The sequence below is a fragment of the Coleofasciculus sp. FACHB-1120 genome, from assembly GCF_014698845.1.
Classification (GTDB): Bacteria; Cyanobacteriota; Cyanobacteriia; order Cyanobacteriales; family FACHB-T130; genus FACHB-T130.
On the sequence record NZ_JACJTV010000024.1, the window covers coordinates 40,682 to 53,234 of the forward strand.

General features: G+C 46.7%; 11 protein-coding genes. 6 read left to right on the plus strand and 5 right to left on the minus strand.

From position 1 onward, the window contains the following. Positions 1-12 precede the first annotated feature (12 nt). Both H6H02_RS19135 and H6H02_RS19140 read right to left on the minus strand, forming a co-directional pair. On the minus strand, positions 13-2,385 hold the full coding sequence (locus H6H02_RS19135; protein ID WP_190820657.1) for a protein phosphatase 2C domain-containing protein: 2,373 nt from the start codon (positions 2,383-2,385) through the stop codon (positions 13-15). A gap of 153 nt (positions 2,386-2,538) precedes the next feature. Continuing rightward, positions 2,539-2,778 (minus strand): DUF6737 family protein, encoded by a 240-nt coding sequence (locus tag H6H02_RS19140; protein WP_190820660.1) that lies wholly within the window; start codon positions 2,776-2,778, stop codon positions 2,539-2,541. A gap of 245 nt (positions 2,779-3,023) precedes the next feature. On the opposite strand from H6H02_RS19140, the gene H6H02_RS19145 reads away from it, so the two are divergent. Both H6H02_RS19145 and H6H02_RS19150 read left to right on the plus strand, forming a co-directional pair. After that, positions 3,024-3,482, plus strand: coding sequence for a hypothetical protein (locus H6H02_RS19145; protein ID WP_190820662.1), 459 nt, complete (start codon positions 3,024-3,026; stop codon positions 3,480-3,482). Between the two features lie 85 nt (positions 3,483-3,567). Further along, a complete protein-coding gene (locus H6H02_RS19150) occupies positions 3,568-3,840 on the plus strand; it encodes a hypothetical protein (RefSeq protein WP_190820664.1) in 273 nt (90 codons plus the stop codon). Positions 3,841-3,913: 73 nt separating this feature from the next. Here H6H02_RS19150 and H6H02_RS19155 read toward each other — a convergent pair whose 3' ends face one another. Together H6H02_RS19155 and H6H02_RS19160 are read right to left on the minus strand one after the other, a co-directional pair. Next, positions 3,914-4,258 carry an NAD(P)H-quinone oxidoreductase subunit M gene (locus H6H02_RS19155; RefSeq protein WP_190820666.1) on the minus strand — a complete coding sequence of 115 codons (345 nt, stop codon included), beginning with the start codon at positions 4,256-4,258 and terminating at the stop codon, positions 3,914-3,916. 159 nt (positions 4,259-4,417) lie between these two features. Further along, on the minus strand, positions 4,418-4,963 hold the full coding sequence (locus tag H6H02_RS19160) for a 3-isopropylmalate dehydratase (RefSeq protein ID WP_190820668.1): 546 nt from the start codon (positions 4,961-4,963) through the stop codon (positions 4,418-4,420). Between the two features lie 400 nt (positions 4,964-5,363). Here H6H02_RS19160 and H6H02_RS19165 point away from each other — a divergent pair, with 400 nt between their 5' ends. The 4 genes from H6H02_RS19165 (at position 5,364) to H6H02_RS19180 (ending at position 11,376) form a co-directional block, all read left to right on the plus strand. Then, complete coding sequence (locus tag H6H02_RS19165) at positions 5,364-6,260, plus strand: hypothetical protein (RefSeq protein WP_190820670.1); 897 nt, start codon at positions 5,364-5,366, stop codon at positions 6,258-6,260. 484 nt (positions 6,261-6,744) lie between these two features. Further along, positions 6,745-6,996, plus strand: coding sequence for a hypothetical protein (locus tag H6H02_RS19170; RefSeq protein ID WP_190820672.1), 252 nt, complete (start codon positions 6,745-6,747; stop codon positions 6,994-6,996). A 228-nt stretch (positions 6,997-7,224) separates the two neighbouring features. Beyond that, positions 7,225-9,471, plus strand: coding sequence for a GAF domain-containing protein (locus H6H02_RS19175; protein WP_190820680.1), 2,247 nt, complete (start codon positions 7,225-7,227; stop codon positions 9,469-9,471). 222 nt (positions 9,472-9,693) lie between these two features. Then, positions 9,694-11,376, plus strand: coding sequence for an AarF/ABC1/UbiB kinase family protein (locus tag H6H02_RS19180; protein ID WP_190820682.1), 1,683 nt, complete (start codon positions 9,694-9,696; stop codon positions 11,374-11,376). A gap of 261 nt (positions 11,377-11,637) precedes the next feature. Here H6H02_RS19180 and H6H02_RS19185 read toward each other — a convergent pair whose 3' ends face one another. After that, complete coding sequence (locus H6H02_RS19185) at positions 11,638-12,552, minus strand: hypothetical protein (RefSeq protein WP_190820684.1); 915 nt, start codon at positions 12,550-12,552, stop codon at positions 11,638-11,640. Position 12,553 lies beyond the last annotated feature (1 nt).

The window sequence follows — 12,553 nt, forward strand, 5'->3', positions numbered from 1 at the left end:
AGCAACTAATTGTTATTTAGAGGGCGACGGTGTGACGGTAGGTGTTGGAGAAGCAGCTCCAATCGCACATTCGCCCAAATTAGCCGATGTTGGCGTAAAATTTGTGTTCGTTACAGGTAAAATGTCAGATTCCCGAATCCAACCAATTTCTCCTTGTTTGACTGCACGGTAGGTCACTTCGGGGCTTGCTTTTGGTGTTGGGGTGCTGGAATCAACTGTTCCAGGGGGAAACTGCGGATTAGACGTACCGAGCGTTGAGCAAACTTTCACCTGTAGCCAGCTATCAAGGTCTTGATTTCGTTGAATAGAGCTAACTTGCAAAATACTCCCCTCTGCAACTAACCCAACCACAGATTGGTTTTGGGGTGCCAAGATACCGCGTCTTAGCAAAACAGGAACGTTGTTGCCTTGAGCGTTCTTGGTTGTGGAACGGGTAATTTGGAGCAGCAAGCCAGCCTCTAAAGAGGGCACAGAGATGGAAGGAGTTACAACAGGTTCTGGTTCTGCCGATGAAGAGGAGCTGGCTGCCGGTAGTTCAGGGCTGGGCCTAGAGCGGGGTGTCAACCCAATTAGAGGATCGATCCAGTTTTGAACTTCTGGAAGAAACCAATAAGCGATCGCTCCGCTAACACCTGTCAACAGAAGCAGCGTTAGGAGAAGCGGCAAAGGACTCCTCGCAGGACGCTCTTGGGAGATGATCTTGGTTTTGATTCTAGACGCAGAGGGAGATTGGGAGCGCACCGGAGCCGTTGGAGCGGGAACTGGCGCTATGGGTGGGATGGCTCCCATCTGTAGCCCTGTAACCTGTTGCCCAGTTTGTGGGGATGCCATTTGGCAGTAAACCAGGGCTAGCGTAATGTTGTCGTGTCCGTTTTTGGTATTCCCAATCTCCATCAGCCGCGTTCCGACTGTTGTCAAATCAGTCTGACCTTCTAGAATCGGCAGAATCTCGGTTTCCCAGTATTGTTCTACGCGATCATTGTCACTCAGACCATCCGAACAGAGAAGAAAAACACCGTCTTCATCTAGGACAAACCGCTGTACGGAGGGATGCAGGGTTGCTGATGAACTCATGCCCAACGCCTGAACGAGGGAGCCAGCGCCAGATTGTTCCACGGCATCCCGGTAGAGAGCGTATCCCAGCCGCACCTCCCGCGAAGCAATATCATCATCCACGGTGATCTGCCGACAACCCGTGCGAGTAATCCAGTAAGCTCGACTATCTCCTACATGGGTGATGTACATTTCATGAGCCTGACCTAATGCCATCACCAACGTGGTGCCCATACGTTGCCGGTCAAGCCGCTGTTCCGTGTCGTTGCGCTGGCTGATGACATCATTAGCAGCACAAGCAAAGGTTTCCAATTCCAGGGTAAGATCGGTCGGATTTAAAGGATTACCTGAGTTTGCCAGCAGTCTCTGTACTCGTTCTTGGATGGTTGCAATTGCTAGATAGGAGGCGACCTCGCCGCCTTCATGTCCTCCAATCCCGTCGCAAACTATCGCCAAGGGCGAGGAGGGAGCAGTACTGCTTGGGCTGGGGGGATAGCAGGCATCTTCATTTTGCCGACGAGTTGGTCCGGTCTCGCTACGAGTGACAATTTGATAGGTACAAGATTGCGATCGCCCGACGGTTGTCATTGCCTCATCCAACAGCGTCACCAGCTGCTCTGCTGTCTGTACGGCTCCTTGGTTGAGCTGCTGACAAACTTGTTCCAAAAATTTCCCAATGGTTGGGTGTGAAGAGGCGACCCATTTAGACCAAAGTTGCCCTAGGTTTTGCAGGGTTACTGGAGAACTTTGATCTGCCTGCAATATCAATAACCGAAGGATGGAACCTTCTACTCGCAGCAGCGCGGGTGTCAACAAACTCGACCCTACATGATTGATTTGCAAGGGTTCCCATAAATTCGCCATCTGCCATAGCCAAGTCAGCTGGCGCATTGCCGAGGCATTTTTCCAAACGCTGGTTAATTCGGGCATGAGGGTGCCTTCTCCATTCCCGCAGCTGTAAATCGGTACTTGCTCTAACAGCCAAGTTTCGATTTTGCGCTGTCCTTCTGTTGGCGTTAGCAGCCCGTACAGTTGAGGAACGTGCAGCTGATAAGGAGACAGCTTGAGATACGGCATGAGGCTGTTGGGGATCTCCACTTGGATTTCTGGAGAGAAAGCCGGTTTGGTATCTAATATGATGCGATCGCTTTTAAGCAAATATCGCTCAGCAATCAGATCCCCAGCATTATAAGCTTCTGTCCCTTCACCGACTGCCCACAAGTACCGTTTGAGCAGCGGCGTGCGGCACTTCTGACAAAAGTTATGGCTCTGGGGATTCGGAGCCTGACAATTGAGATTCGAGCAGTAAAGCGTTGCCGCAGAATTGTTCATGAAGGTTATGCGCTCCCATCAGCCTATTGTGATTTGACTTGCTGTTACCAGAAGCTACTGAGAAATGTAGCTCTTTCTCAATTCGCCAAATCTGAGCGTTAATCTGGATTGTAGCCTCTAGCACTCAAGAGATTTGCGATCTGTCAATGAAACTCATTCTTCACTTACAGAATTTTCGGTTTGTTGATAATGATCCCGCATGAGTCGAGGCCAGAGTAGCAAAAAGTACGACATCCAGACAAGAACGGGAATCGAGACGCCAGCCGTTATCCAGATTGTTTTGGTTAGTGTCCAAGATGCACTGATGACAGTAATACTCGTCAGCAAAATAGACCAGGGCTGACACCACCAAGGTTTGTAGGTCCAAGGGCTTTCGGGGTCTTTTTTATACACTAGAGATAAAAAATAATCAAGTTTCTATTTCCAGAGTTTAACGGTTAAGGGTCTTATTCTGCTTAGGAAATTGACACTTCGCGTTAAATTTGAATCAGACTAGGCGATGCTTCTTTCAAACGTTGGGTCAAATCACTCCGCCTACCAAACTTCAAGCGGGGCTGTTCAACCCTTCCTTCAACTCCTCATAAGCGAGCGGCGAAAGTCTCCCCTTCCTGGGGTAGAGAAGGGAGCGGGAAGGTTCAATGGGTTGTCCTGCTTTGATCTGCATGGTGACTTTTGTTGGTTCTCAGGTTTCGCCAATCAAGGATTGTTGTTCCAGTTTGCTATCTGTACTGCCACCTTCACCAATTGCCATGCCCAAGCCCGAAGCTTATAGTGCCGCAGATCCAACATTTGCCGACCTTAACTCACCTGCTAGTGCCGAAATTAAGCAACTAATTGACTCCTTAGAGGAGTCTCACCGCCTACGTTCCAAGATGGTCAATCTGGAAACTTGGGCGCTGGCTGAAACGATGGATCATTTTCTTCCAGGGTTCTGGAACCGCTTTTTAGAAAATCGCCGCACTGCTCTTAAGCAATTTTTGGAGCAGAAACGAGCAGCTAAGTCGCAAGTTGCGACAAATGCTCAGCCTCCGGGAGGTAGCGTTGGCAACCCAATTGGGCACAATCCATCGTCTGTGCAAGAACAGACAGAGAGTTGACTTACACCCACAGAAAGAGGCGATCGCGCACCCATTTCTCTAATCTAATATTAGTAACATTAAGATTCAAATCTTTAGGAGTTATATGGAAAACCCACCCAAAGATACAACAAATAGAACCACCAATCCGGGCGATAGAATTTCCGATAAACCTGAAAGCGTTGAAGAAAAAGCTGATCAAATTGCGGTAGATGCGCCAGATATTACAGGCGATCATATCGTTGTTCCTACTTACTTTGAAGTAGATGAACCGGACGGAGAAAAGAAGGCGCTACACCATGTCAAAGATGCCGAAGAAATCTCTGATGTGATCCGCCAAGCTCGCGTCGATGAAAATGGAAATCGGATTTGGCGGTAAATTATCTCTAGTGATTAGTTGTTAGAAAGTTTTTTGCTGGTTAAACAAAACTTTTCTAACAACTAAAACTTAACTACTCTGCCGATTGAGTGCTAACCTGAGGCAAGCCCATGCTGTAGTTGAGAACTCGGCTGCTCAGGTTGTAACTAATTTGCCCCTGCTGTAGCAGACTTCTCAAAAAATGTTCCAAGTCTGAACCGATACGGCGCAGATTATATTCTGTTAAATCTGCACCGTTATAGGATTCAACCATTTCGTCAAACTTGCCATAAACTTGTTGCAGAGCGTCTTCGTTCCAGTTAAATTCATTATCTGGATCTATATCCAGGGTTAATACAGTGTCACTCTCGACAAGTTCGTTGTTCTTAACCTCGGCAGTATAGATGCGGATGTGGCGAGTCGTACACTTTAGCAGCATAGTAGTCAATAGTTTTTGGCTTACAGACATTAATAACTATTTTAAATAATTGTAAAGCGATCGCGCTTAGGTTCAAAAGTTTTTAAATTCATTTAGCTTTACAATGTTTGAGTGTTGAATGATTCAACTCAAAGTCCAACACTCAAAATCTAGTGATCGCTACCTAGTGGGAATCATTCCCGTTTGCCGAGCATAAGCAAAAATTCCTCCTGCATCAATCACGGGTCCGACGTCGCCCAAAGGCTGGAGAGAATAAGTTTTACCCAAGGTATGGTTAATCAGCTGATTTTGTTCAAAATCAATTGAAACTTCCTGCCCCGTTTCAAATTGATCGCACAACCGCTCAACTGATTCCCAAGGGTAAAGTTCCCCAGTCGCAGCACAATTGCGGAAAAAGATCCGAGCATAAGACTGAGCCACTACCGCTTTAACGCCACTAGCACCCAAAGCAATCGGGGCGTGTTCCCGTGAAGAACCGCAGCCAAAGTTTTCCCCAGCAATAATGATAGGATACTGGGTCTTGATTTCTCCAGAAGCCACAAACTTTCCATAACGATCCGGCAATCCAATCAAGGCATAACTGCCCAATTTCTCGTACTCGTCAGGCTTGGAAGGAACCAGAGTCAGGTATTCAGCCGGGATAATTTGATCGGTATCGATGTTGTCATCCAAAACAAAAATTGCGCCGCGAATCAATGCGCCCATGATTCAGTTCCCGGTTTTTCCAATCTTCTGTTTAGCTATTTCACTTTATCATTCAAGAGCGCGACTCGCTGCGCCGCGATAGATAGTATCTAACAATGGGAGGTTCTGGCGTGCCTCAGAATTGCCGGAACAAAGCTTCGTTAGCGAACATCCCGCCCAATGTAGAGCCGCTGAATGTAGTAGAAGTAAGAAAAACTAATTATTCTGGTCGAGTGGACATCCTACTGCCACAAGGCTCTTGGCAGTCGTCTGCGCTGCCTCATGAAATGTAAAAGCGAAAAAAGAGCGATCGCAGTTGCCGGTCAATTATACTACTCTGACAGAGTCTCTCAAATAAAAAGACTGATACTCTTAAAGAAAAAAGTCAGGCTGAACTACCGGCATCATTTACTCAAACAAAATGGTTGATCCGATGGATGATATCGCCAAACAAGCTCGCCAGGGGAGCGTGGCGGCGATTATTCAAATACTCAATGACAAGCTGGCACAGGCTGGTGTCAGAACCAGAGCTATTTTTGCCGATGGCGTCTTACAGCTTTTGTGTGAGGCAGCTACGCCAGATCAACTCGAACAATCTACCCTGGTACAGCGAATTCGGCAGATTCTAGAATCAATTTCACCGCGCAGTATTCGTCGCGTCAACATCAACAGTCGGATTGTCCGAGAGCAGCAATTACTCTGGCTAGAAGAAATTCATCGAGATCCGGAGAGTCAGTTACTTTGGGCTGAAGAAATTACCCTTGCTAAGCCGAATCTTCTAAGACGTTTCGGAGAAGATTTAAAGGATCGGAAACCTGCAAAAAAAAGTCAACCATCTTTTCCTCAACCTGGCTCCCGATCCGTTCGAGAAAAACGCCAGTTCTGGCGTGGGATTGTGGGTGGTGCTAGCTTGTCGTTACTTTTACTGCTGGTAGGGTGGGCGCTTTATGATTGGCTAGGACCATTTACGATTACTCGGACGCCAGCTTCTGCCCCCAGCTCTACTCCACAGGCGACGACAGCGCCAACAACCTCTCCAACACCTGCGGCATCCAGCACCCAAACAACGACTGCATTACCTTCATCCGATCCTTTTGCGGATGCGGTGCGACTTGCAGAAAAAACGTCAATTGAGGGGAGAAATGCTCAGACTTCTGCTCAGTGGTTGGATTTGGCAGCTAAATGGCAACAAGCTTCCGATTTAATGGCTGCTGTACCCCCTACTGATAGTCGTTACGGAACTGCTCAGGATCGGGTGGAATCTTATCGGCAAAAGAGTGAAATTGCCCAGCAGGAGGCAAAAAAAAGGCGTTCTTAGAAGTCAAGCATTGCTGTTAGCTAAAAAACTCTTAAATTAGCTTTTTCAGAGAGAAATCCTTTTTCTTCAAACAATAGGTTTCTCCTGCCTCCAATCGTTTTCCGCCCAAATCCCCTACATTTAAGGTTTTTGGCAAAACTGCGCTGGCGCTACACCAATCTCTCCTGACTCCTCTTCTTTTAAAGAAATTGAAGTGCCTATAGAGGAAGAGGACACAAGAAGTTATGCCACTTTGATTTAACCCTAGCTTGCCGATTCAGGCTTTATTGATTTGGTCAAGCCAAAATTTGATTTCTCACATCTCAGCAAATATGTCAGTGATTAGAATCACAGTGACCTGAACTGGAAATCACAAGAATCAAGGTGTATAGATCATTAAGTCATTGCTGACAAGGTCACTTAGGCTGAAAGATAAGCGTCACCTGATAGCAACTGGATAAGTCGAATACTGACCTTGCGGAGCAAGTCGTCTAGGAGGTGCGCGATGATTCTAATTCGAGAAGTGGTTCAACAAGCTCTCTGTACTGGCTATTTGACAGTGGACGCAGAAGAGCAGCTCCGGAAGATGCTCCGAGGCAAATATGACTCAGAGGATCTGAGGGCGTTTATGATCCTACAAAAAGCTGCCATGTCTGGTCAGGTGAAGCAAGAGTCGCGCGTGCTGCTGGAAGAAAAAATGCTGGAGCAAGCTGAGGTGGTGGAACAGTTGCTCAGAGAGGTACTGGTTACTACTTAGGGAAATTAGAGATTGAGACTGGTAGAAATACAAAACATTTGGGAACCCTAGTTTTATAGAAGAGCGAGGGTAAAATCTGGTTGCCCCAGTCATGGCTGTCAGGAATTAACAGCGGATTGCTCCCAGCAAACTGCTGTTTTATTTCTAGCTTGCCAAAGCCTCTCCCTCTATCCAGCAGAGTGTCTTTTAAACCCTGCCTTGATATCCTCCTAATGAAGGTCGGCTAAGATGAATGATGCACAAGCGGATATGGATGCAGCCAGCGCGATCGCAAAGCGGATGTCCCCATTGGTCGCGAAGCGGCGCGTTAGCGTTAGTGAAGCGGCTCAGGAAGATCTGGCGGCTGTCAAAGAGCTGCAAACGGCTGCAACCTTGACAGTAGAGCCTCTCATTTCACCGATGCCCAACCCAGTTGAACCGGGTTTTATAGAGGAATACAAGGGCGCACTCATGCATTACCCCAGCGATCGCCGCATTCAGTTAGGGCAACAGATTACTCAAATCCTTCTAGCAAGCCCAGATCCGGAAGCGGTATTGCCCAAGATTGCGGAGGTGGTGGGAGGGAGTTTACAGGCAGATGCTTGTTTTATAAAAGCGATCGCAAGCCATCAGGCGACGCCACAGGATGCTTTTTGGTATGCAGAGGCACTGTCAAGGTCTAACGGAACATCCAACGCGGCGGATGCGGCAACCGCTGAGTCTAAGGGTATGCGTCCTCTGTCCTCGAAAGTATGGATGCAAGAGAATGCCGTACTAGAAGAGATCCTGAGCGCTCGCGAACCCGTAGCGATTTCGGATACTCAAGCAATTGAAACTGGACGTACCTGGGAAGATCCGGTACGTGCCGTGCTGGGAATTCAAACCCAATTTCAATCCTCAGCAAATGGGGTGATTGTCGTCGGACGATCGCAACCAGGCGATTGGACAGAGATTGAAAAAGAATTGCTGAAAGCTGTGTCAGACTCAGTTGCGATTGCAATTTCTCAAGTCCAACTCCAGCGACAGGTGCGTATCGCTGCCCAATACCAAATCCTGATCAACCAGCTGACGCTGGCAATTCGGGCTGGCAGAGACGTGAATCAGATTCTCCAACTCGCGCTTGCCGGTACAGCTCAAGCTTTCCAAGTTCACCGTGGCTTTATTCTACTGCTGAAATACGTCGCTCCCCCGTTGAAAAACCGTTCTTTAAAGCAGATTCCTAAAGCGAAAGTTACGGTAGTTTGCGAATGGCCTTCCCAAAGCAACAACGCCCAAAGTAACAACGAACAAGCAGAAGCGGTTGAAGAAACAAACGCTTCTGTTTCGCCTTCTTGGTTAAACCATTCCTTTGCGCTCTCGGAGTGTCACTGGTGCCAACAAGCCTTCATGCAGTCGCCTGAGCTATTGGCGATCGCGAATCAAGCGGATCTCGCCACCAGCAACCCAGCAGACACCTCTGCCAGTCAATCCTCCGACCTCTTTAACCCAGAAGCCATGCCTGCTCTGTTGATGGTTCCCCTGGAAAGTCAAGGCACCGTGTTGGGGTTCCTGGTGCTACAGAATTATCAGCCTCGTTCCTGGCAATCTGAGGAATTAGAGCTAGTAAAATTGGTCAGCGCTCAGGCGAGTACGGCAATCATTCAAACGCAATCATTACGCCAAGTGCAAGCTCTCGTGGAGGAGCGTACTGCCCAGTTGCAAGGCAGTATGGAAGTGCAGGCGAAGTTGTACGAAAAAACTCGCCAACAACTCGATCAGTTGCGGCAACTCAATCAAGTGAAGGATGAATTCATCGCTAATCTGAGCCATGAGTTAAAGACACCGCTCACCACGATGAAGCTAGCGATTTGTATGTTACGTCAAGCGGAACTGCCGCCAGAGCTTCGTGCTAAGTACCTGGAAATCCTGGACGAGAAGTGTACTCAAGAAATTAATTTGATCGAGGACTTACTCGCTCTTCAGAAACTGGAGTCGAAGAAATCTTCAATCGCTCTGCAAAAGATAGACCTCAAGCAGGTTATTCAAGAGTTGGTTGAGCCGTTTGAGCAGAAATGGGTGGATAAAGGATTAACGCTAGCAGTAGAGTTACCTAAGCGATCGCTAATGCTCCAGACTGACGCGGATAGCCTCAATCGCATACTGCAAGAACTTTTGACCAATGCTGGCAAATATTGTGAGCCAGATTCTACCGTTCATCTGCGTGCTACTCACGAGATTAATCCGCAAGGGAATCAGATTGTTCTTCGCTTGAGTAACAATGGGCCTGGCATCTCGCCAACAGAAATGGGGTATATCTTTGATAAATTCCGCCGGGGTGAAGGCATCACCCAACAAGCGATTCAAGGCACTGGGTTGGGCTTAGCTCTGGTAAAGTCTTTAGTACAGCACCTCAATGGCGCGATCGCTGTCTCCAGTTGTTCTGCTGAAGATACTCACGCTTGCGAAACCTGCTTTACGCTCACCTTGCCTCAATCTTTTGACAGCACCCAAGTCTAAAGCCAGAAACTAGACAACCAGACACCAAATCTGAGAATTTATAAGCTGTTGCACGTTTAACTTGCATATTCTGAAAATAGGGGAAAAGTGGTGAATTCCTCTCCTCTGTTCCTGGATTCAGTTCAAACTGGCTTGCTTGGAGATGTCATAGCTTATAAGTTCTTGTAAGAGCTTACCTGCCAAGCTCCCCAATTCTGACTCCTGACTTTATTAAGGGATGATATGCTCGCAAAAGCTCCACTGAAACGCCTACGTTGGCAACGAACGAAATATACTCCCCTTGCTCGTCAACTAGACATTTTTGGAGCGGCAGCAGAGTGGGTGTTTTATTTATGGTGGGATAGTATCTTTAGAAATACTTCCCCTTTACATAAAAAGCGTCGGGCACAGTGGTTAGTTGAAACTTTACTAGATTTAGGTCCAACTTTTATTAAGATTGGGCAAGCATTATCTACCCGCGCGGATTTGCTGCCTCTAGAATATGTAGAAGCGTTGGGACAACTACAGGATCGGGTTCCGGAATTTAATGCCGAGCAAGCAGTCGCGCTTATTGAATCTGAACTCGATAATTCAATTCATGCCCTGTATCGGGAGTTCGATCGTTTTCCGATTGCTGCGGCTAGCTTAGGACAAGTCCATAAAGCACGGCTGCATACGGGTGAAGATGTCGTTGTCAAAGTACAACGTCCGGGATTAGAAAGGTTATTTAAATTAGATTTTCAAGCTCTGGGTAGGCTTGTCCGTTTTTCGCGGCGCTATATGCCCTGGACAAGGAAATATGAATTAGAAGCGATTTATAGTGAATTTTTTAATCTTCTTTATCAAGAAATTGATTATATTCAAGAAGGCAAAAATGCTGAACGTTTTGCTGCCAATTTCCTTGGTTATCCTCGAATTCTGATTCCCAAAGTTTACTGGCGTTACACAACTACCAAAATTTTAACTGTAGAATATTTACCTGGAATCAAAGTAAGCGATCGCAAAACAATTGAAGCCTGTGGATTAGACCCGAAAAGAATCAACCAACTTGGCATTTGTTGCTATTTAAAACAACTCTTGCAAGATGGTTTTTTTCAGGCAGATCCTCATCCTGGAAATATGGCAGTCAGCCAGGATGGCAGCTTAATTTTTTATGACTTTGGGATGATGGCAGAACTCAAGTCCATTGCCAAAGACCAAATGATTAGAACCTTTTTTGCTGTCTTAAAAAAGGATACAGACGAAGTATTGGATACTTTAATTGATATGGGTTTAGTAGTGCCCGTCTCGGATATGACTCCGGTACGAAGATTATTAACTTTTATTTTAGATAAGTTCACTGAAAAACCGATTGATGTCAAAGCTTTTAGTGAAATGAGTACCGAAGTTTATGCCATGTTTGAGCAGCAACCCTTTCGCTTGCCTGCCCAGATGACGTTTATTTTAAAGGCATTAACCACACTCGATGGGATCGCTAGGACACTCGATCCTGAATATAATCCAGTAGCAGCGGCTCAACCTTTTATTAAAAGTATTACTGTCTCTCAAGCTAAGGGAAATCTAATCGGGGAACTTGCCCGACAAGCAAAAAATTTTATTGGTTATAAATTGCGACAGCCAAAAGCTTCGGAAATTTTAATCCGGCGCTTAGAAGAACGAATTGAACAGGGAGAGTTACAACTGCGGGTGCGAACCCTTGAAAGCGATCGCATCCTCAAACGGATTAATTTAGCCCTAAAAAGCCTAATTTATGCTTGCTTAACAGGTTTTACCCTCCTGTCGGCGGCAGTGCTGCTGGCGCTACCTTCCTATAGTAGTTGGGCGATCGCTATTTTTGGCTTATCAGGTCTATGGTTCTTGGTGTTGCTACGCTCTCTCTTCAATTTAGGCCTGAAAGAAAAAATAGACAAACTCGCTGAAAAATAGCTGTTAGCCATTCCTTCTTTTCTCATCGAGTTCTAGTAACGATGAGAATTTACTCCCTTAACTTAAAAAGGCAAAATGCAAGAAGAACTTCTTGCATTTTGCCTTTTGATACCCCCAGGGGAATTCGAATCACTCGCCTAATCTCCTGTAATTGCCTGCTGGTAAAGTGTCTACCTGAACAATACCAGCTCTTGCCTAAAATTTAGCCTAAATCTTTCATTAGATGTCTTGCTGATTTGGCAATTAGAGCAAGGGCACAGACTAAGGGTTTAAGTCGATCGCAATAGTCTGTTGCTTTCCGATGAGTTGCTCCTGCATGAGTTTCTGTGCTGCCATCTGTGAGTGAATCGAGGTGACGGTGATTGTCCCGGCATGAATGCACGCTTCCCCAAAATTCTCTAAAAATTCCTCGCTAAAGTTCTTTAACTTCGGATCTTTGATTTTCTCAACCCGCTCCTCGACTTGTCCCGAAAAAGAGAAGCTAGGCCGCCCCTCATCTCCCCATTTAGTAAAGTTCTCTCCTAGTGCCTCTTTGAGGATGTTGTAGACCGGGCTACCGGGACGCTTCGCCCACTTCCGCGTTCCCTGAAATGCTTTAATTGCTAGGGCATTGGTTAGCGTTGATAAAGCGCCTTGAGCAATAATCGCTAGTTGTTCGTAGATTTCCTCTTTGGCCTCTTCCGCTACGTTGGAAAGTACGACTTTGGCGACAGCGGGATTAAATGCAAAGGCCACCGTACCTGGTAAAGCCCCACAAATAAAGTAGCCCATCAACTGACCGACGAGCGCCCCGGTCATGCCGTACAGTGCTTCTAATTTAGTCTCAAGCTGCTTATCTAGTTCTGCGTCTGTAACGTTCCAATTAAACGTATAGACGTACTGGATTGCTTTTAAGCCTAAGCTCCAAAGGACGGGAAGCGCCACGAGGATGGCTATCATTGCAATTCCAGCGAGTAAACTTCCGAACGCCCCCCCCGCCGCCATAATTAAAACACCGACAACTCCGACAACAGCAACGCCAGCAGCTAATGTCCCCGCAATGATTGTGTCCCGCATGGAAGCCCGGACAATCGGATTTCCATCCTTGCTAACTTTCCCATTCCCGGCGAAAGTTTGTTTTAATGAATCGCTGGTGCGATTACTAAAATACTGGTCAACGGTAATAGATAAAGGCATA